Annotated in this window: 14 protein-coding genes; 6 read left to right on the top strand and 8 right to left on the bottom strand. The window is 67.9% G+C overall.

Annotated features, from left to right (window positions below; translation table 11 throughout):
* On the bottom strand, nt 1–954 hold the full coding sequence (locus ABZ664_RS22135) for an ABC transporter ATP-binding protein (protein WP_362512830.1): 954 nt from the start codon (nt 952–954) through the stop codon (nt 1–3).
* Nucleotides 955–1,043: 89 nt separating this feature from the next.
* On the bottom strand, nt 1,044–1,430 hold the full coding sequence (locus tag ABZ664_RS22130) for a hypothetical protein (protein ID WP_362512827.1): 387 nt from the start codon (nt 1,428–1,430) through the stop codon (nt 1,044–1,046).
* Between the two features lie 251 nt (nt 1,431–1,681).
* Between ABZ664_RS22130 and ABZ664_RS22125 the strand changes: the two genes are divergently transcribed.
* The 3 genes from ABZ664_RS22125 to ABZ664_RS22115 are packed head-to-tail and all read left to right on the top strand — an operon-like array spanning nt 1,682 to nt 4,187.
* Nucleotides 1,682–3,007 carry a cytochrome P450 gene (locus tag ABZ664_RS22125; RefSeq protein WP_362512824.1) on the top strand — a complete coding sequence of 442 codons (1,326 nt, stop codon included), beginning with the start codon at nt 1,682–1,684 and terminating at the stop codon, nt 3,005–3,007.
* On the top strand, nt 3,004–4,005 hold the full coding sequence (locus ABZ664_RS22120; RefSeq protein ID WP_362512819.1) for a methyltransferase domain-containing protein: 1,002 nt from the start codon (nt 3,004–3,006) through the stop codon (nt 4,003–4,005). The genes ABZ664_RS22125 and ABZ664_RS22120 overlap by 4 nt, the downstream gene beginning before the upstream one ends.
* Nucleotides 4,002–4,187, top strand: a complete 186-nt coding sequence (locus ABZ664_RS22115) for a hypothetical protein (RefSeq protein WP_362512816.1) — start codon at nt 4,002–4,004, stop codon at nt 4,185–4,187. The genes ABZ664_RS22120 and ABZ664_RS22115 overlap by 4 nt, the downstream gene beginning before the upstream one ends.
* 252 nt (nt 4,188–4,439) lie before the next feature.
* Here ABZ664_RS22115 and ABZ664_RS22110 read toward each other — a convergent pair whose 3' ends face one another.
* Nucleotides 4,440–5,156: a hypothetical protein gene (locus tag ABZ664_RS22110; protein ID WP_362512812.1), complete on the bottom strand. Its 717-nt coding sequence runs from the start codon at nt 5,154–5,156 to the stop codon at nt 4,440–4,442.
* Nucleotides 5,153–6,517, bottom strand: coding sequence for a hypothetical protein (locus ABZ664_RS22105; protein WP_362512808.1), 1,365 nt, complete (start codon nt 6,515–6,517; stop codon nt 5,153–5,155). The genes ABZ664_RS22110 and ABZ664_RS22105 overlap by 4 nt, the downstream gene beginning before the upstream one ends.
* 259 nt (nt 6,518–6,776) lie before the next feature.
* On the opposite strand from ABZ664_RS22105, the gene ABZ664_RS22100 reads away from it, so the two are divergent.
* Both ABZ664_RS22100 and ABZ664_RS22095 read left to right on the top strand, forming a co-directional pair.
* A complete protein-coding gene (locus tag ABZ664_RS22100) occupies nt 6,777–7,388 on the top strand; it encodes an RNA polymerase sigma factor (RefSeq protein ID WP_362512805.1) in 612 nt (203 codons plus the stop codon).
* Nucleotides 7,381–8,385, top strand: a complete 1,005-nt coding sequence (locus ABZ664_RS22095; protein ID WP_362512801.1) for a CU044_5270 family protein — start codon at nt 7,381–7,383, stop codon at nt 8,383–8,385. Before ABZ664_RS22100 ends, ABZ664_RS22095 begins: the two co-directional genes overlap by 8 nt.
* 138 nt (nt 8,386–8,523) lie before the next feature.
* Here the strand turns inward: ABZ664_RS22095 and ABZ664_RS22090 are convergent, their stop codons facing one another.
* Nucleotides 8,524–9,168, bottom strand: a complete 645-nt coding sequence (locus tag ABZ664_RS22090; protein ID WP_362512798.1) for a DUF4352 domain-containing protein — start codon at nt 9,166–9,168, stop codon at nt 8,524–8,526.
* A 315-nt stretch (nt 9,169–9,483) separates the two neighbouring features.
* Here ABZ664_RS22090 and ABZ664_RS22085 point away from each other — a divergent pair, with 315 nt between their 5' ends.
* Complete coding sequence (locus ABZ664_RS22085; RefSeq protein WP_362512795.1) at nt 9,484–10,893, top strand: protein kinase; 1,410 nt, start codon at nt 9,484–9,486, stop codon at nt 10,891–10,893.
* Here the strand turns inward: ABZ664_RS22085 and ABZ664_RS22080 are convergent.
* The 3 genes from ABZ664_RS22080 to ABZ664_RS22070 all read right to left on the bottom strand — a co-directional run bounded on the left by ABZ664_RS22080 (nt 10,883) and on the right by ABZ664_RS22070 (nt 20,139).
* Entirely contained in the window at nt 10,883–11,770 is an 888-nt protein-coding gene (locus tag ABZ664_RS22080) for a serine/threonine-protein kinase (protein WP_362512792.1), read from the bottom strand. The genes ABZ664_RS22085 and ABZ664_RS22080 overlap by 11 nt on opposite strands.
* A 276-nt stretch (nt 11,771–12,046) precedes the next feature.
* Entirely contained in the window at nt 12,047–14,107 is a 2,061-nt protein-coding gene (locus ABZ664_RS22075; protein WP_362512788.1) for an MBL fold metallo-hydrolase, read from the bottom strand.
* Nucleotides 14,104–20,139 (bottom strand): hypothetical protein, encoded by a 6,036-nt coding sequence (locus ABZ664_RS22070; protein WP_362512786.1) that lies wholly within the window; start codon nt 20,137–20,139, stop codon nt 14,104–14,106. Before ABZ664_RS22070 ends, ABZ664_RS22075 begins: the two co-directional genes overlap by 4 nt.
* Between the last annotated feature and the right edge of the window lie 179 nt (nt 20,140–20,318).

The raw sequence follows: 20,318 nt of genomic DNA, 5'->3' as shown, positions 1-20,318 counted from the left end.
TCACGTGTTCTCCTCCGGCTGCTCGCGATGCCGGTCGATGAGGTTGAGGTAGATCTCTTCCAGGGTGAGCCGGTGCACAGTCAGCTCGGGCAGCTCTGTTTCGGCCCAGGCACCCAGCAGGCTCACCAGCTGGGTCGGCTCCGAGGTCAGAACGGTGACCGGGTCGCCCGCGCCCGTCGGACCCGGTTCGAGCACCGCCCCCCGGGGCAGGTCGGGAAGTTCCCGGCCGGCGAGTGACTCCGATCGCCGGAACGACACGGTGGCCGGGGTCGTCGCCCGCCCGCCCAGCTCGGCCGGCGGCCCGCAGGCCACCAGGCGCCCGCCCGCGATCACCCCCACCCGGGTGGCGAGCGTCTCGGCCTCGTCCAGATAGTGGGTCGTCAGCACCGTCGTGCAGCCGCGCCCGGAGAAGAACCGCACCAGCTCCCACGCCTCGCGGCGGGCGACCGGGTCGAGCCCGGTGGTGGGCTCGTCAAGGAAGATCAACTCTGGGTCGCCGATCACGCCGACCGCCACGTCCAGGCGGCGCTGCTGGCCGCCGGAGAGTTCCGTGGTCTTCTTCTTCTCGTACTGTCCCAGGCCGACCATGTCGAGCACCTGCGTGGGCGGCAGCGGCCTGGGGTACATGGCGGCGAAATGTCTCGCCACCTCACCCACGGTGAGATCGGGGTAGGAGCCGGTGGACTGGCCGACCACCCCGATACGCGCTCGCCATTCCCGACGGTCCCTGGCCGGATCCTGGCCGAGGACCTGTACGTCTCCACCGCTCCGCCGCCGTACTCCCGTGAGAATTTCCACGGTCGTGGTCTTCCCCGCGCCGTTCGGCCCGAGCAAGGCGAACACCTCACCGGGGTGCACCCGCAGGCTCAGATCGGTGAGCACCGTGTGCTCTCCGTAGCGCTTGTTCAGGCCGGTGACGGCGACCGGATCGTTTTCCGCGGCGGCGGAAGCCATCGACTTATTCCTCCGATGGAGACGTTGACGGGAACGGCATGGCGATTTTAAAAATGGCGCCGGAAATTATGCCGGAATTGCGCCGGAGATCAGGTGCAGCAGCAGCAGGGGCAGCAGCAGTAGTAGCAGGCGGCCGCGTCGGCGGCGCCGGCCGCGATGTCGGACAGGTCCCCCTCGCTGAGCTCGGCGGCGTCGACCACCGGCGTCTCAGGGATGTGGAACTCGAACTGCCCGGTCGCCAGGCCCACCTCCCACAGACCCACCTGGACGTCCAGGTTGCCCTCCTCGTGCCCCTCGGGGATGTGCCGCACGATGACGATCTCGGCGTCCTCCGGGACGACCAGCCCGGACTCGGCCAGCGCGGCACGCGGGTTCGCGTTCAGCCGGGCCGCGTACTCCTCATCCGACCAGGCGGTGATGAGCGTACGGGTGTAGGCGTTGATGAACTCCGCGCGCTCCTGCGGTTCGAGAGCCATGCGATTCTCCCTCTCGGGTGTTTGCCGCTGCTTTCTGCGTCGGCAACTGAAATGGACTGTCGCATGTCGGGCGGCGCTTACCAAGACTTAACTTATGTGCCATTCATGTAAGTATTGATACCTTCTTCTGTGCGGTGTTACATTAGCAGCATCCCACAGTACGGATGGAATCATCAACAATACTCAATACGTATATCCGGCACCCGTGAATACGTAATGCGGATACTTAAGTACGTTGAACGGAGGCGTCGGTGACCACCACAGGCACGCGGTTTCCCCCCGGCCCGTCCAGCCCCGTGGACATGGGACGCATGCGCAGCGACCCGCTGGGGTTCGTGACCGGCCTGGCCCGCCGGTACGGCGACGTCACCGCTCACCACGCGAACGGCGAGACCGTCCTCATGGCGCACCGCCCGGATCTCGCCCGGCACATCCTCAAGGACAACGTCGGCAACTACACGAAGAAGAACACGCCGGACGACCACATGCTGCGCCCGCTGCTCGGAAACGGCCTGCTCACCAGCACCGGCGCGGAATGGTCACGTCAGCGCCGGCTGTGCGCCCCCGCCTTCCGCCGGGGCGCGGTCGCCTCCTTCGACGAGATCATCACCGACGAGACCGCCGCCCTGCTGGAACGCTGGCGCGGCCCCGCCGAGACCGGCGCCCCCCAGCCGATCGACCACCAGCTCACCTCGCTCACCCTGTCGATCCTGACCCGCGCGGTGCTCGACGTGGACCTCGGCGGGACGGGCGACGGGTTCGGCCGGGCGGTGGACGACGTCAACCGCTTCATCGGCCACTACGTACCCGACCCCGATCCCGATCCCGCCGACACCGTCCGCAGGCGGCAGGGCTACGTACGCGCCCGCGCCCTCCTTGACATGATCACCCGTACGGTGATCGCCGCCCGCCGCGCCTCTCCCCAGGATCCCCAGGCCGTCGGCACCCTGCTCGACACCATGCTCGGCTCCCTGTCCGACACCGACCTGCGCGACCAGGTGCTGACCCTGATCATGGCGGGCCACGAGACCACCGCCAAGGCCCTGACCTGGACCCTCTACCTCCTGGACCGCCATCCCGAGGAGGCGGAACGGATCCGCGCCGAGGTCGACCACGTCCTGGGCGGACGCCGGCCCACGGCCGCGGACCTGCTCGACCTGCCACTGTGCGGCCGGGCCGTGCAGGAGGCGATGCGCCTGTACCCCCCGGTCTGGCTGATCTCCCGCCGCGCGACCGGTCACGACGAGCTCGACGGCCATCCGGTGGCGCCCGGCACGCTGGTGTGCGTCAGCCAGTGGGTCCTGCACCGCGACCCTCGCTACTGGGACCGCCCGGATGCGTACGTACCCGACCGCTTCGACGGCGCCGACCTGCCGAGCCACCTGTACCTGCCGTTCGGCGGCGGCGAGCGTGTCTGCATCGGCCGGCACCTGGCGCTCACCGAGGCGACGCTGGTCCTCGCGATGCTGGCCCAGTCGGTACGGCTCACGCTGGAACCCGGCTTCCCGGTGGAGCCGGAGGCGCTGGTGACGCTACGGCCGAAGCACGGCATGCGCATGACCGTGAGCCCCCGATGACCACCGTCCCCACCCCTCCGCCCCCGGCCACCGCTGCTCATCCGACCGACAACGGCCACGACACCCCTCCGCCACCGGCGGCGACCGTCACCGGCCACGACACCGCACGGCCCGTTCCCATCCGGCGAGCCCCCGCCACCCCCGCAGCCTCGGCGCCGAACGCCGGTTCGTACAACCCCGCCGCCACCACGGCGGGTGGGATGGCAGGAGAGCTGGCACGGTTGGAGGCCCAGGCGGCGCTCTCGTTCGACGAGGAGCTGAGCCTGCTGCGCGAGCTGGGACTGACCGCGTCGAACGGCCCGCTCGTCGAGGTCGGCGCGGGGTCTGGCGCGATCACCAGGCGGTTGCGCCGGGCCATGCCCGACCTGTCGCTCGTCGCCGTGGACATCGACCCCGACCTGCTCGCCCACGCCGAGGGTGCCGGTGCCGAACTCATCGTCGCCGACGCCGCCGACCTGCCGCTGGAAACGGCGAGTGTGGGATACGTACTCCTCAGGTACGTCCTTCAGCATCTTCCCGACCCCGCACCGGCCCTCGCGGAAGCCCGCAGGATCCTCCGCCCGGGTGGCCGCGTCCTGGTCACCGAGGTGGACGCCTCCTGCTGGGGCCTGGCGGACCCGACCTACCCGGAACTCGCCGGGATCCACGCCAAGATGGCGGCGACCCAGCAGGCCGCCGGCGGTGACCGCACGATCGGCCGCCGTCTCACCCGCCTGTTACGTGACACCGGCTTCACGGAGGTCGCCCTTCGCCCGTTCGCCACGACCAACGACACCCGACCGACGGATGACTTCGCCCCCCACCTCGGCCCGGGACGGCTGCAGCCGCTCCTCGCGGCCGGTGTGCTGTCGCTTCGAGAGTTCGCCCTCGCCGCCGACCGCTGGAACCGGTTCCGCGCAGACCCCAACGCCTGGGTGATGCTCCTCGGGTTCACCGCAGCCGGTACCGCCCCCGACGCGCCCACAGACGGCCGTCGCCCCACCGAAGGAATCCAGTGAGCACCAACGTCAAGATCTTCATCACGATTTTCTGCTACATCAGCGGCGTGATGGGCATCGTCACCGCCGTCTTCCAGGCGAGCAGCACCCCCGCCAACACTCCGGGAGCGATAGGCGCCGGGGTGATCGGCGGCATCTTCCTGGTGGCCGGCATCGCCCTGAGCCGCAAACCCCGCTACTAGGGAGGTCTGATGGCTCGGCAGGGCTCGGTAGGGCGCTGCCGGAGCATGAGGCATGCCATGGCGGCGCCCTACCGAGTAGCGCTTGCCGGGTAGCGACCGGTGAGCCGGTCGAAGCGGGTCGCGACGGCCCGCCGCTGCTTGAGCCTGCCGAAGCGGCGTTCCACCTGGCCGTGCGGCGCGTCCGGATCGCCGGATGACGGAGCCAAAAGGGCTGGTTCGCCGGCCCGCACGTCACTCGATGGGGGACCCCGTTCACTTGTCGAACGACGTCGGGGCCGTGGGGGAGCAGCCGTGGGTCACGAAGTAGATCTCAGCGGAGATCGACCCGCTCGGGGCGGAGAGGTCGTGGAAGTCACGGGTCACGGCCGTGCCGAAGGTGCCCGGGTACGCCTCGAGGATGGCCGCGTTGACCCTGGAGGCGAGCTGAACGCCGCCCCTGGCACCGTCGTCGGAGCCGAAGGTGAGAAGCATGCCGACGCGCCGTCCGGCGAGTCTGTCCCGGTGCCTGCGTAACTCCTGGCGGACCTGTGCGGCCAGTACGCCGTCACCGGCGCCGGGGGTGACCCGGAACGAGAGCGTGACCGGTTTCGCCCGGACGCCTCCGACGAGACCGGTGCAGGGGGACGGCGAAGGGCCGGGCCGGGCAGGACTCTTCTCTTCGGGTTCCTTCTTGACCGGGCCCTTCTCCTCCTTGGGATCTTCGGTCCGGAGCTCTCTTCCCGAGGCCTCCTCCAGGGGCTTCTCGGCGAAAGGCCCTTCCGCCGGTGGCTCTTCGCTCGGAGGCCGGGTCGAGTCGGGCGGGGACTGGAGGGGGTCCGGTTGGAACCGGGTGCCGTCCGTCACGAGGTCGGTGGGGGAGGAGGGCGGCGCCTGCGCGCCCAGCATGATGATCGTGAGTCCGAGCAGCAGGTCGGCGAAGAGCCAGCCGGCCAACAGGGTCGTGGTGGAGGTTCTTCTGCGGGTGGTCATTGCGAGGTTCGGACTTTCCGCTGTGAGTCCGGCTCGTCGCCGCCGCTGTCGTCTGTTCCATCGGTGCCGGTGCCGGTGCCGGTTTCGGCGTCGATCGGGGAGGTGTGTGTTCGGGCGACGGCGGACCAGCTCTCCAGCGCCTCCCGGATTTCCGTACCGGCGCCCTCGAAGGTCCGGTGAAGCTCTCTGGCCGTGCCCGCGATGGTGTCGGTGACCCGTGCGCCGAGCTGGTCGACCGCCTTCTCCGTCGACGAGCCGACGGAATCGATCGAGATGGCCGCGCGGTCGACGGCGTGGCCGATGTTCGCCGTCACGCCGACCAGCTCGTCGATCCGGAGGTTCAGGCCGGAGACGCTGCCCTGGACCGACGTGATGGATCGTACGAGTTCGTTGTTGAACGCCTGGCGCATGTCGAGGGTGGTCCGGGAGATGGTCGTCGACAACTGGTTCCCGACGTCGGTGACGGCCTGGCCGGCCGTGGATCCCGCGGTGTCGATCACGGCCGAGAAGCGGGCCACCGCCGCGGCGAGGTCGTCACAGGTGCTGTTGACGGCTGCCAGGTGCCCGCCCAGGTGCTCGACGGCGTCGCGCACGTCGATCGCGCTACCGGCCAGTGCGTCCGTGGTCTTACGGGTGGCCTCCAGGGTGAGGGTGAGCGCCTCGACCAGCTCGGTGTGCACCTTGCGCGCCGTGGTCCCGACGAAGCCGATGTCGGCCGCCGCCTTGCTGAGCTCGGCGCCGAACCGCTCCGGTGCGGAGAGACGGACCTGTCCGAGCACCAGGCTCGCCCCGGTCAGCGCCCTGCGGAGCCGGACGCGGAGGGCACGCAGCTCCCGCTCCGAGGCGTCCTCCCTGGTGTTCCGGGTGACGTTCTCGAACACGGTCCAGCAGATGAGGCAGAAGATGGCCGCGAGGGTACAGAGCGCGATGTTGTCGAACTTGAAGAATGCGGGCAACCGGCCGCCGAAGCCCTGCTGCCACATCTCCAGGAAGGGCCGCCGGGCCGCCTCCAGGCCACCGGCCGCGAGGAGGTCGCCGTAGGCGCCGGTCGCCATCATCAGGCCGAGCCAGGTGATGAAGATCGGTACGAAGACGAGGGCGGGACCGACGGCGCCGCCGAGCCCACGTCGCCATCCCGGCCTCCTCGGCGAGGACGTGGTCTTCGCCGGTTCCTCGTCCACCAGGATGGTGTCGTCGGGGGAGAAGGCGGCGAACAGGTCGACCTCGCACCAGTGCCCGGCCATCTCGGGATCGGCGACCGCGTCCGCGAGATCACGTAGCTGGTCCTGACGGGCCGCCAGGTGGGGGTGATCGGCAAGCTCGCGAAGCTCGCAGGCGGGCTCCAGATCCGTCACGGACAACCGACATCCTCTCCTGATGGCGTTGACTGCCTTTTCGGTAATCCGGATGGACCGATTCACGCCTCCGGGAGAGTGATCATTTTGGCATACGGCGCGCATGTCGGCGGAGGGAACGGTCCGTCGCGGAGAAGATCGCGCCGGACCGACGGTGGCGGACGCGGACGGCGTCGTGCGGTGAGCACCGAGCGCGGGTGTGGAGAACTCGATTCACGGCACCGGGTGAAAGAGAGTGACCGGACCGAGGAAACGGAGTTCACGCTTGGGTACGAAGACGGATCCGGACGACGCGGAGGTGATCAAGCGTGCCCGGCGTGATCCCGCCGCGTTCTCGGTGCTGTTCGACCGACACGCCCCCGCCCTGCATCGCTATGTGACGCGGCGCCTGGGGGACTCGATGGCCGACGACATCGTCTCCGAGACGTTCCTCACCGCCTTCCGGCGGCTCGGACGCTACGACACCGACTACCCCAATGCCCGTCCCTGGCTGTACGGCATCGCGGCCAACCTCATCGGCAAGCACCGCCGTGCCGAGGTCAGGGCGTACCTCTCGCTGGCCAGGACCGGGGTGGACGAAGTCGCCGAGAGTTACGCCGACCGGGTGGAGGCCCGGGTGGCGGCCTCGGCGGCGCAGCGCGATCTGGTGAGGGCGCTCGCCACGCTGTCGCCGAAGGATCGCGAGGTGCTGTTGATGATCGCCTGGGCGGACTTCAGCTACGAGGAGACGGCGCGAGCGCTCGGCGTGCCCATCGGCACGGTGCGCTCACGCCTGCACCGTGCCAGGAGAAAGACCCGCGATGCCCTGGGCGGGGTCGACCCGTCCGCCGTCTCGGATATCGCGAACAACTCGGAGGAGAAGACCGGCCGTGGATGACCTGAAGCTGCTGAGTGAGCTGCGGGCGGACGCGCCCGAGCCCGACGCCGACCGCCTGCGCGCGCTGCGGGCGCGTTCTCTGCGGCCCCGCCGGTTCCGTCCCGTACTCTCGCTGCCGATGGTCACGACGGCGGCGATGACGGCCGCCGTGGCGATCGCGGCGGTGGTCGTGGTGGTGAACGACGACGGCCGGCCGGTCGTGTCGCCGCCTGCCATCGTGGAGGTGACGCCGGTGAGCGCGCAGGTCGTGCTGCGGCAGGCGGCGCTGACGGCCGAGAAGCGCCGGCCCGAGGACACCTCGCCCCGTCCCGACCAGTGGCTGTACCGCAAGAGCGTCGTCATGCAGCCCGCCGACGGCGCGGTCGAGACGCAGGAGTACTGGACCCGCTACGACGGCACCGAGCAGGCGACCCGGCTGGGCTCGCGCCCGATGCAGAGGCGGACGATCGAGCCGGACCCGGGTGACGACGACCTGTCCCCCCGGCAGTACGCGGACAGGCTGGCCAAGCTGCCCACCGACCCGGACGAGCTGCTCGACCACGTCAAGGGCGACCTGCACTGGAGGGACAAGCCGGTCGAGGAGCGCGGTCTCCACGAGCACCCGGACGCACGGGCGTTCCGAGTGCTGTCGCTCTACCTCGGCCAGGAGGAGTACATGCCGCCCAAGCTGGAGGCCGCGATCTTCCGCGCCCTCGCCAGGATCCCCGGAGTCCGGGTGGACCTCGGCGTACGCGACGCGGTGGGCAGGTCGGGCATGGGCATCGCCTACGAATCCGGCTCTCCGGGCTCCGGCACGCAGCGCGACGAGAACGGCGAGGTCGTCGCACGCTCCTACGTCGTCCTCGACGGCACGACCTACAACTATCTCGGCTCGCGGACGGAATACCTGCGGGACTACCTCATCAACGGCGAGGTGGCCTTCTCGAAGGGGAGCGTCTTCGCGACCGCCGAGGTCGCGGCGGGAGTCGTCGACGAACCCGGACAGGTCCCCGAATGATTCGACCCCAGGCAACCGACGCTGGCCGGATCCCCGTGGAATTCACATTAGGGGGTGATGCTCGACGGGTTCCCGAGGGATTCGAGACCCGGGGTTCCAGAGCGGCCGGAGCGTCGCCATCCGGCAGCGGGTGTGTCGTCAGTCGTTCAAGGCGACGGTGACGCCGTCGGAGAAGACGGAGTCGTGGAGTTCGATCGCCTTGATCTTGAAGTTCTTGGGGACGTCGAAGAGCAGGATCCCCTTGACCGTGTTGCCGGGGTTGATGGTGTTGAGGAAGGCGTTGGAATTCTTCAGCCCGAGGGCGGCGGCGCCGGAGTCGGTGTCGTACTGCCTGCCCCGGGCGTCGATGAGCTTCTGTGAGGAGTCACTGAACAGCTGGGACTCCTCGCCGATGTTCTTCACGGTGACGTGCACCAGGACGTACTGCCCCTGGGCGTCGGAGCCGAGGTATTCGCCGCCGACTCGCTGGACGCCCTTCTCGACCTTGGTGACCTTGAAGGAGAACTTGCCGTCCATGACGGTGTCGCCGAGTCCGGCCTGCTTGGGTTCGGTCTTCTTCGCGGGTGCGGCGGCCTCGGCGACCGTGGTGTCGGCCGAACCCGTGGAGTCCTCACCGTTTTTGCCGCCTCCGCCGAGGAGGCCGCCGATCACCACCAGACAGGCCAGCACGGCGGCGCCGACGAGGAACGCGCGCAGGCAGCCGCCCCCCTTCCGCTGCACGATCACGGGCGGGGGAGGGAGCTGGGAGTAGCCGTACTGCGGCTGCTGAGGGTTTCCGTGCATGGCGGGTCTCGCTCTCCGATGGCGGTGTGCTGTGCCATGCCAGTGAATCATGTGTGAACTCAGCGCACAACTAAAATAGCTGTGACTCATCCAAGTGATGTGTATCGCTGTCGGTGGACCTCGTTCACACCCTGATCGGATCGAGGCTCGATGGGCCCGGGACCACCGGGCTTCCGGTCTTCGCCCGTCGGCCCGATGTCATAACGATCGAGAGCCGGCCCCGGGCTTGGATTCGGTCCGGGAGGTTTCCCGAAATGGAGGTTCCGTAATCGCTGTTCTCCTCGGTGTCGGCGGTGGGTCCGTATTATTCGTTCCGTGCTCTCAGCCGGTGGCCCCGCACCTCGCCATCACCACAATGTCGATGGGCGTCTTCCCGCTCGGCCACCCTGGTGGAACTTCCCGCTCAGCCTGATCTGGGCATTGGCCCCGCTGTACACCGCCGGATTCGTGACCCCCTTCATCATCGGACACGCCGCGGTGCAGCTGAAAAGCCGGATCGCCGGATTCGCGACCGGCGTCTACGGTGTGATTCTGCTCGCGTTCGTCGTCATTTCCGGGATCTATAGCGACAATGACCCCGCGACGAAGGAGGCGCCGGTCGAGGTGATCACGGGAATCATGATCGTCGTAAACTGGCTGGGCGGTACGGTGCATGCGTTCGCGCTTCGGTCATCCGCATTCCGAAGCCGGTCGATGATCCATCCCCCTCCGAGGGACTGGCAGTACAACCCCATGCCTCCGCCTCGATACCGGGCGCCGACGCATCCGACCTCCCCTTACCGGGCTCACCCGACCCCACCGCCGACCTCGCCGTACCAGGCTCCCGCCTCTCGGGCCTACCAGGCGTACCCGAGCCCGGCCCCGGCCCCACCTCCGTCATCTCCTCCCGTCTCGATCTCCCCCTTCTCCCCGTCCCCCCGGTATCCGGCGAACACCGCGTCCGGATCCCTTCCCTTCGGGGAGATCGGGCCGTACCGACTGGACCGGAAGATCGGTGCAGGAGGACAGGGCGCGGTCTACCTCGCGTACGGCCCTGGCGGGCTGCGGGTGGCGGTCAAGGTGCTGCACAGCCGGATCATCGGTGGCGCGGCCGAACGAGAGAGCTTCGTCAGGGAGGCCGCGATGGCGCAGCGGGTGCGTCCTTTCGCCACGGCGAAGGTGATCGACGTCGGCGTGATGGGGGACGTGGCCTACATCGTGAGCGAGTACGTGCCCGGCCCTTCACTGGAACGGCTGGTGCGGAGGGAAGGACCGAGGGACGGCGACAGTCTGACCCGGCTCGCCATCGGGACGGCCGGGGCGCTCGCGGGCATTCACGCCGCGGGCATCGTGCACCGGGATTTCAAACCGGCCAACGTCCTGCTCGGCCCCGACGGCCCCCGAGTGATCGACTTCGGGATCGCGAGAGCGTTGGACCAGGTCACGATGACCTCGGGTGTCCTCAAGGGCACCATGGCCTACATGTCTCCCGAGCAGATCTCCGGCGAGCACGTCGGTCCGGCCTCCGACGTCTTCAGCTGGGCCGCGACCATGCTCTTCGGCGCCACGGGCAGGCACGCCTTCGACGCCGGCTCCACGCCTCTCGTCTACCGGAAGATCATCACTCATCACCCGGATCTGTCCGTGCTGCCGACGGCGCTCCAGGCTCCGCTCGCCGCCTGCCTCGCCAAGGATCCTGGAGGTCGGCCGACGGCCGCCGAGGCGATGACGCTGGTCACCAGCTGACCCTGGACAGCGCCTCGGCGTACAGGTGGATCGGCTTTGTCGCCCGATCGACGACACCGGGCAGCGGAGGCAGGTCGCGTACGAACGGCAGGAGACGGTGGAAGACCTCGTCGGCGCGTTGTGGACGCCGCTCAGGGGCTTTCTCCAGCAATGCCATCACCAGCTCGCCGAACTCCTTCGGCGCCGCGGCTCCCAGCGATGCCGAAGGAGTGCTGAAATGTCCGCTCGTCTCGGTGACGAAGCCTGCCGGATGAACGACCCGACGGCCGGTGAGCATCTCGTAGAGGATGCAGCCCACCGAGTACAGGTCGGTCAGCGCGCTGGTCGTCCCCTCACGAAACTGCTCGGGAGCCATGTACATCTCGGTTCCCGGAGCACCCATCGTCCCGGTGATCACCGAGAAGTCAGGAGACCCCTGGACCGTCGCGACCCCGAAGTCCAGGACGACAAGGGTCGCATCGCGGCACAGCATGAGATTGCCCGGCTTCAGGTCCCGGTGCACGAGCGAGCGGGCGTGGGCGGCCGACAGCACGGCACACAGCTGCGCGCCGATCAGGGCGGTCCACGAGAGGGGAAGCCTCTCGTGCGCGTCGAGCACGTGCGTGACGGGCCATCCGTCGACGAACTCCATCACCAGGAAGAACCCGTAGTCGTCCTGCCCGAAGTCATGGACGGCGGGCACACCGGGATGACGGAGCAGGGCCATGATCCGCGCCTCGCGCCTGAACCGCCGGATGGCCTCCTCGGTGACCCTGTCGCGCCGGACCCGCTTCACGGCGACCTTGCGGTTCAGGTGAAGGTCGACGCCCTGCCAGATCTCCCCCATACCGCCCCGGCCTATCGGCTGCCGCAACTCGTAGCGCTGCGCGACCATCATGGGTCCCTCCCTCATCACCGGACCAGAAGACGTGTGGGCTCGCCGAGCACGGAGGCCGCGGCGGAGAAGTCGGCCAGGCGGGCGGCCAGTGTCTCGACGGCGAGTTCGCGCGGTAGCGCGGTGTTGAACGTGAGCCCGTTGGGTCGTTGCCGAGGAGCCGCTCATGGTGCGGCGTTGCCAGTCGACCGCACCCTGTGACAGCACCCACTGGTCGCGACCTAGACTCCCGCCTCGTGCGGTTCCTCCAGGGCCCGGCCATAGAAGAACAACCCGTGGTCAGACCGATCCTCCTTCGCGCCAGGGGCCGGCCGGTGCCGTGTGGTGGTGGCGTATCCGCAGGATGTCGGCGAAGTCACGCTGTCGTGGCGGGATGCCGTGCACCAGCATCACCTCCTTGGCCGCGACCTCGTCGGCGATTTCGAGCAGGCCCCGCCTGTCGGCGTGTGCCGACAGGCGCATCATCTCGACACGGGCCCTGAGGGGAATCCTTCTCTCCACGCCGTGGTCGTCAATGGGCAGATACGAGGCGCCCCCCTCGGCGAGTCTGAGCAGTCTGGCACCGCCGGACTCCTCGTCCTGGTAGCCGGAGAGGAACAGCGCGCTGTTGGCCTCGGGCAGGATGCGGGCCGCCCACTGTACGGCCGGTCCCCCGGTGAGCATGCCCGACGTGGTGATCACCACTCCGGAGGTGAACGTGTCGAGGTCGTCGGGGCGGTTGGCCCGTGCCACGTTCTCGCCGAGGATGCGCAGCGGGGAGCCGCGGTCGGCGGTGATGGATTCGAAAGAGGAGGTGACGTCCGCGGCCATCCCGTCGAGCAACACCGGCACATGGGACAGCCTGTCTCGCATGATCAGCGCGAGTTCCTGGGCGCGGCCGAGCGCGAAGGCGGGAATGAGGACCCGTCCCCCCGCCGAGTAGACCTCCTCGACGGCCCGGACCAGGTCGGTGACGCGGGTCTCCCGCGCGTCGTGGATCTCGCCGCAGCAGGTGGACTCCATCACGAGCAGGTCCGCCTCGCGTGCCACGTCCGGGATCTCGTAGCCGTCCACGGTCTCCTGGCGGAACCCGGAGATGTCGCCGGTGATGACGACGCGCTGGTCACCGGCTTGAACGACGACTCCGGCAGCCCCAAGGATGTGGCCTGCCGGGAAAAGTTCAAGCGTGATGTCTCCGATCCGGCGTCGTACGCCGTACGGGACTTCTTCGCAGCGCTGGGCTGCGGCCTCAACGGCATCGCGCTGGTAGAGGGCCTCGCCACTCACCCCCCAACTGCTGTAGGTACGCTGCCGCCGGCCCATCAGCTTCGCGGAGTCGGCCCACATGGCGGGCATCAACTGTACGGTCGCCGGGGTGGCGATCACTCGCAGCCGTGGCATCCGCTCGACCAGCGCGGGGACATACCCGCAGTGGTCCGTGTGCGCGTGGGTGACCACCACGGCGTCGATCGGTCCGCTCAGAGCCTGATCGATGTCACGTGGTGGCTGAGCCGGATCACCGGGACGCAACCCGGCGTCGACCAGCAGACGGGTGCCACCGGCTTCGATGAGCACGCACGAGCCACCGATCTCGGTGGCGCCCCCGAGGGGCAGGACGCGCAGATGAAGTTCCCGGGTGACGGTCACCCGGGGCTCCGGCGCGCTGTCCGGAGGAGCCACGATCGCCTGGAGTGCTGCGACAAGCGTTTCGGACTCGATGCCCGCAGCCTTCGCCGCGAGCGCGACGAGCGGAACAGGAGGAGTGGTGGAGGTCTGGCGATTACGCGGATCCCGGCTTTCTGGTCCGCGCTCGGAGATGTCGGGTGGCTGCTGCAAGGCGGCGAGGAGACTGGCCGCGGTCGTATGCGGATCACGGAGACGGCGCTGGAGAGCGGACACCTGGACGCCCAGTTCCTCGGCACGCTTCTCGGCGTCTCCGAGGGCGGCTCTGGTGCTCCGGAGTTCCGCGACCGCATGCTCGTTCCGGCCGTTGGCCCGCTCCAGCCGGACCCGTAATTCGTCGATCTTCTTCTGGTGTCGCCGCAGCCGGGTCTGCTGGAGGTGGCTCATCTTGTCCAGCCGTTCTGCCAGCCGGAGCCCCGTCCGGACGACATCGTCATCGGCCGATGAAAGCAGCACCGCGAGAACGCCTGACTCCGATTGGTCGCGGGGGATCCGTGAATCCCCGCGGAGGCGGGCACGAAGCTCAGGGAACCTGAGCAGCGCATCGATGAGCATCTGCCGCCGGGCGGTGACGAATCGATCGGTGTCGTGTTCGTGTTCCCGCCCGGCCAGAGCCGGGCGGGAGAGGAACACCTCGGCCGCTGCGCGGAGTATCGGCAGCAGTGGATCCGACGTCATTGTGATTGCCCCATCCGCCGGGTCGCCTGCATGAGGACGGGTTCGCGTTCGAGCTTGCCATCGGCGCGGAGCACGAGCGCGCCCAGGGTACGAAGCACCTCGACCAGATCCATGGTGGAGGCGTAGTGTTCCTGTCGCAAGAGAGCCTCGGAGAGTGGGTGCCCGTCCTCGTCCGCTCCTGCCAGGGCGAGAAAGCCCGCGATTGTCTCCGGATCGTCGGTGATCTCTGTCTGCCGTACGAGTTCATTCCACGCAGCGCTCAGCGCCCTGCTGGAGAGGACCCCCGTGGCCCTCACGAACTCACCCGGTGCCCGGTTCAGGTGCGTCCGGCAGGACTCCAGGGCGTGCTCACGATCGGTGTCGGGCCTGCTCAGCTCCTGGATCACCTTGCTGATCAGGACCGGCCATCCGCCGGTGACGCGCAACAGGGCTCCTTGACTGGCCTCGTCCTGAAAACCCAGTCCTTCCTCGTACATCCACTGCCGTACGCCGGGCCGGTTGAACGGCTGCAATTCCACGAGGTTGGCCGCGCCGGCCAGGTCATCGGTGCCGTCTCCGGCCGTGTCCGTTCCTCGGCCGATCGTCAGCCACTGAAGGGCGTGCTCCGGAGGGGCAATCATGACGATGGCAAGGGTGCCGCCGCTGGACAGAGAGACCGCGCGGGAGGCCGTTCGTACGATATCGGTCACTTTGGTGAGCGAAAAGCCCGAAAGATCGGTGATGATGATTTTGTGGCCCAAACCGCTACTGGCCCGCTGCACCGCCCCGTCGAAGGTGAGACCGCTTTCGCCGACCCGCCACACCTGTGCCTGGCCGTGCCGTCTGGCCTCCTCCTGGAGCGCGACGGCCACTCGGTCGATCTGCAGTGCCTTCGAGCCGGTGATCAGATGGAGCATGTTCTGCCGGCGTAGCAGCCAGGAGACCTGGCTACCGGTCAGCGGCGATCGCTCACGCCGCCCCAGGTAGGCGGCACGGTAAGACTGGGCGTCGAACGAGTCGGCCTGCTCGAAACTCTCAGCCTGTTCCAGGACCGCCACGACCTCGTCGGCACCGCCGAGCAGGTTGAGGATGTGCGGAGTGCGCAGCCGGTAACGCTCCCGGTCGGCGGCGAGAACGCCGAGGTTGACACACTCTTCGAGGAGCCCGCGGAAACCGTCGCTGGATGAGTCCTTGAATCCCTGCGGCCACCATTCCTGGCAGGCGGCTCGCAACTCGCCCGCCGTCATCGTGGCGTCGGTTCCCGCGTCGAGAGAGTTGAACGCCACGGCGTAGGCGATGACCTTGTAACGCTTGTCCAGGTTGAGGGTCCACTCGAAGCGATCACGGAACCCTCGGGCCAGCTTTTTGTCCCGCCAGACGGCGTCCACATCCTCACGAGTGATCTCGTAGGGCAGTGCCGTCTGCAGGGCGGGAAGCCGTCGCAGGCGGGTCAGTAAGGACTCCGCGAAGAGCTGGATCAGGGCAGGCGCGTTGTTGGCCTCGGCGATCACCCGAGAGGCGAGGGTGGGGGGGAAACGTAGGCCGAGCGCGGCCAACGGCCTGGTCAGCAGATTGAACGCGTCCTGCGGATCGAGCGGTCCGATCGCGATGGGTGTTCCGAGATGTGCCAGTGGCTGGTTCGGCAGGCTCTCGAAGCGAGCGGTCTGGTGCAGGCCGGCGAAGACGACCTTTACCCTGTGGTCGGTCTCGTTCATCAGGTTACGCAGGGCGATGACATTGCTGAACGACGCGCGGCGGGCATCCTCGTTGAGGAACTCGTCGGCCTCATCCAGCAGGATCAGCAGTTGCCGCGTGTGGTCGTTCTTGATCCACTTCTCCACGCCGCGGCAGATTTCCTTCGCGTCAGAGAGGGTTCTCGCCGACTCGGGAAGAATCTCGGCCGCGGAGAGTTTCCTGGCGAGCATGGGCCAGAGCGACTCGACCGGCGCCACCCGCCCGATGTCCTGGATGATCTCAAAAATGATCTTTCGATCCTTGTCGGTCTTCTGGATGTGCCGCTCGGCCTTGCGAAGCAGCGCGGACTTCCCGAGCTGCCTGCCGCCGTAGACGAACGAGGACCCCGTCCGGCTGGTGACCTCCTGCAGCTGGTCCGAGCGTCCATAGAACATCTCTTCCGGCACGTCGCCCGTGGGCGCGTACGGGTTGGCGGAGCTGAACGGCGCGAGCAGGCTCACCGTCGAGGTCCAGTTGGCCTCGGGCAGGCAGGCGAGGTAGCAGATCGCGGCGTGATCGACGACGGCCGCCACGGGGGTGGGGCGCTTGCGACCGGCCGCGGCCAGCTGACGCCGCTGCTCCACCGTGAGGACTCCGAAATAGAAGACCAGGACGGTCTGGCCCTCCGGCTGGTCCTTCAACCATTCGATGACCTGTTGTGGACCGGGGGACTTCCAGACAAGGAGCAGCCGGAGGCGGTCGCCTGACGGGCTCATTCTGGACCCGAAGGAAGGCAGCAGGGCGTCGCCGATCGTGCGCACCTGGTTCAGGGTGACCCAGATGCGATTCTGCTCCTCGCTGGGATCGGCATCCTGCTCTCCCTCCAGACCGATCATCTGCAGCACGGCCGCGATGGCGGATCTCAGATTTCCCGCACCCTTCGGTCCCTGCGCCATGGCCTGCCAGTTCCGAAGTCCGTATTCGGATACTCCGTGCCGCCCTCTCGGCATGTCGGAGATCGACAGTCCGGTCTGCGCCAGGATGCCGCTGAGCCGGGGATCGGCGATATCGTTTCCGAACTTGAGTGCGTCCTTGAGTTTCTGGAACCAGTCGGCGCTCTCCGGTCTCCGCTGTCGCCCCGTCGAGCGGGAGGAGGTGTCCTCGAAGGCTTTGGGAAAACGTGGAAAGAAGCGGTCGAGGTGATCGACGGCATCAGAGAGTTCGGGCAACTGCTTTCCAGCCTGTGCCTGTGCCGTGAACTCCTGGGCCGTGGTCAGGTCACCGGCTTCGATGAAGGATCTGATCCGCTCCTGGGCCGCGGCGACGTCGGAGTTCTCGGCGCCGAGGTCCGTCAGTTGCTCCAGCTCCGCGGTGATCCTGGCGTCGCGGATCCCGATGGCCTCCTGCTTCAGCCGGTCGAGAGCGCCGGAGATGACACCGAAATCGTCCCGCTCGTCACCGGCGAGTGTCTGGAGCGTTCCGGAGAAGCGGGTGGCGACGACCTCGGGAAGCACACCGTCACGACGCCATTCGGCGACCTGATCGTGAATCTCCTCGATCCGGTCGTTGCGCGCATGCCGAGCCGAATCAACGAGTTTCTCCCTGCGTTGCCGGAGTTCCGCCGCGAGTGCGTGGTCCTGGTGCGTCAGGACGGAGAGGATGGCCCGGGTGCCCTCGTGGTCGCCGAGATCGGCACGTGCGGTGAAGGCAGCCCGCCAGTCCCGGCCGTCCTCACCGCACAGGGGGAGGAGCCGGCTCAGGGAAGGAGGGGCGTACGGGGTCAACGTGTCGGCGTCGACCCTGATCTCGGGGGAGAACAGGAGATCGCCGTTGAGCACGTTGGCGATCGCGGGTTCGGACTCCGGTGGAGAGCTTCCGTCGAGCAGGGACAGGGTGTCGTGAATCAGCGTCGCGGCGGCCACGGCGGCGGCGGCCAGTGGTTCCGCCGAGGCGGCGAGCCTCGTGAGCTCTTCCTCGGCGCGAGCCCTGTCGTGATTGACCACCGTGCGCAGGTCGTTCAGTTTTCCGACAACCGAGGGGACGCCGGAGGTGTCGGTGCGTAGCGCCTCCACCTCGCGGACGGCTGTCACCCAGGCCGCCACGCTGTCCAGGGCCTTGTTGACCTTCTCTACCAACTTGATCCGCGCGCCGGAGTGGATGCGGTTGCTCCCACGGTTCGAAGTCTGTTTCTTGGCCTCGGTGTCGATCATCCGGTCGATCACCTGAGCGGCGCGGAGTTTTTTGAGTTCAAGGCCCGCTTTTCGCGCCTGAGAGGTGTCGTTGTGGGCCGCGATGGTGAGAATGCTACCCAGCGGTGAGCTTTCCTGAAGCAGGGACTTCCACACCTCGGTGGCACGTTGGAATTTGATCGTCCGGGACGGGCCGTCCTCAAGGAGCTTCGCCGCGACCGAGGAGGCGTGTTTTTGGCTGCTCTCGGCCTGTGAGGTGTTCCGCATTCTTCCGGACAGCCCCGGTACGAGATAGGCGCCGTCCTGAACCACCTTGGCGAAGGCGTCTCCGTACGCGGTCAGTGCCGGGAAATTGGAGACCACGGGGGAGAGGTCCTCAAGCAGCCGGGCGGTCTCCGGCGTGGGATGGACCAGACCGGCGCGCATCGCCGCCGCCCAGCCGAGCAATTGTCCGGCGGTGTCATCGCCGAGTGCCTTTGACGTCACTTCCGCGGCCGATTCGGTGAATGCCGCCGACAGCCGTCCGGCGAACTCGCTCATCTCGGCGGCCATGGCGGCACACCGCCGCACGTTGATCTCGGCGCTGGGACGGCCCGCTGCCGCCCGGAGCCAGGCCGCCAGGCCCAGCTGTTCGGCGCGGATCGCCTTGGCCTCTGCCGCCACCAACTCCGGGGGAAGGTCCTGCACATGGTCGGTGGACGGCTGCGAGACGGGGACGGGATCGGCCAATGTCCTCTCTGGCCGCTCCTGTTCCTCTGGGCCGACCTCCACGGCGGCGATTTCGGCCGCGGAGGCAACGGGGGCGAGGGGAACGGCTCCCGCGACATTGGGTTTCCGTGGCGACGTCTCCTCCGGCTGCGTCAGGTTGGCCTCCAGAAAGGCGTCCAGGTCGGCCAGATCATCCTGATCTTCCGGGGTGACTTCCTGAGGCGTCGGCGGCGTCGTTGGCTCATCCGTCGCGGGGGCCGTTCCTCCGTCGTCCTCATCGGGCTCGTCCTCTTCGGAGAACTCGCTCCCGGCCGGAGGGCGCGAGGCGATGTCCGGCCGCTCGGGAACCACCAGGAGACCCTGCGCCGCGGCCGCGGCCACGAGGGCCCAGCCGGTCGGCGCCTCCTCCCTGAACTTGTCCTGCAACTCGACCGTACGGAGGAAAGCATTCGGATCGCCCGCGAGATCGATGAGCTCCACGAGTGTCGCCAGGATCGGAGACCCGTCAAGTGAGGCCCCACGAATCTCCTCCAGCGGTTTTTCGAGGCCGGCCGGGCCCTCGATATGAGCCAGCGCGAGTATTCGGCGACGCTGGGAACTCGCCGCCACGACATGGTCGAGGGTCTGCTGAAGGGCGGCCACCGTGCCGTCGTCGGTGATCGTGGAGTTGGCCGCCGACGCGAGCCTGTCCCGCAGTCCGTCGAAGCCGGTGACGCTCCGCGCTATCACTTCGAGGTCGCGGTCAAGGGGCCGGCGTGCGTCCGCGCATGCTCGCTGCACGTTTCCGGCGGCCTCGGCGGCCCTCAGCAGCGTCTGGCGAAGACGGCTCATCTCTTCCTGTAACGCCTCGATGGAGTCCTCGGCGGCGGAGGGCGTCTCACGTGTCGCGGATTCTTCGTGTTCTGTGGTCAACTCGAACTCTTCGGGCTCGTAGTGGTCGGGCGCTTCGATCGCGGCGGGATCCGGATCCTCGACTGTCCCCGAGGGGAGGGCCCAGATGGCCTTGCGAAGTTCGGACAGCGAGATCGGTGTTTCCGGAAGATCGGAATGCAGGGAGCGCAACTCCTGCCAGGCGGCGTGAATCTCTTCGGCGACATTCGAGCCCATGCGCTCGGCGGAGGGGACGAGCAGGGCGAGTGCCAACGGAGACAGCGGAACGTCATACCGGCAGATGTGCGCGACGACGAGATCGGCGAAGTTGTCGGTGAGGTCCCTCATGTTCGCCAGTGCCTCGGCGAAGGAAAGCGCCGAGGACAACGTCTCGGCCATGGAACCCGGCCGCAGCAATCTCGCGCAGGCGTCCGCGGTGAGCTCGTCGTGGTTCTCGAATCCATACAGGAAGGGCAGGCTGAGGACGTGGATGAGCGAGGTGCTCCGCCTCCTGTCGTTACCCCGGAGTATGTGCACAAGGTTGGTCGCCGCTGATTTGCTGATCGACCGCATATCAGACAGCCCCACATGGCGCAGCATTTTCTTGCGCAAATCCGGAGGATACCTGGCGGAACTGGACAGGAGATCTTCCACGGTGACCCTAGCCGCGATCTCCGCCACGACCAGGTCGATGTCGTTAAATGCTTTTTGTGTCCCGATATAACCCAAAGGTGCAGTGTGGTGGTTATGTCGGCCCTTCTTGGTGCATCGCTGCACTGTCGGCACCTTCG

Source organism: Streptosporangium sp. NPDC006930 (genome assembly GCF_040635605.1).
In the GTDB taxonomy this organism is placed as follows: Bacteria; Actinomycetota; Actinomycetes; order Streptosporangiales; family Streptosporangiaceae; genus Streptosporangium.
This window is presented reverse-complemented; position numbering and strand designations above follow the sequence as displayed.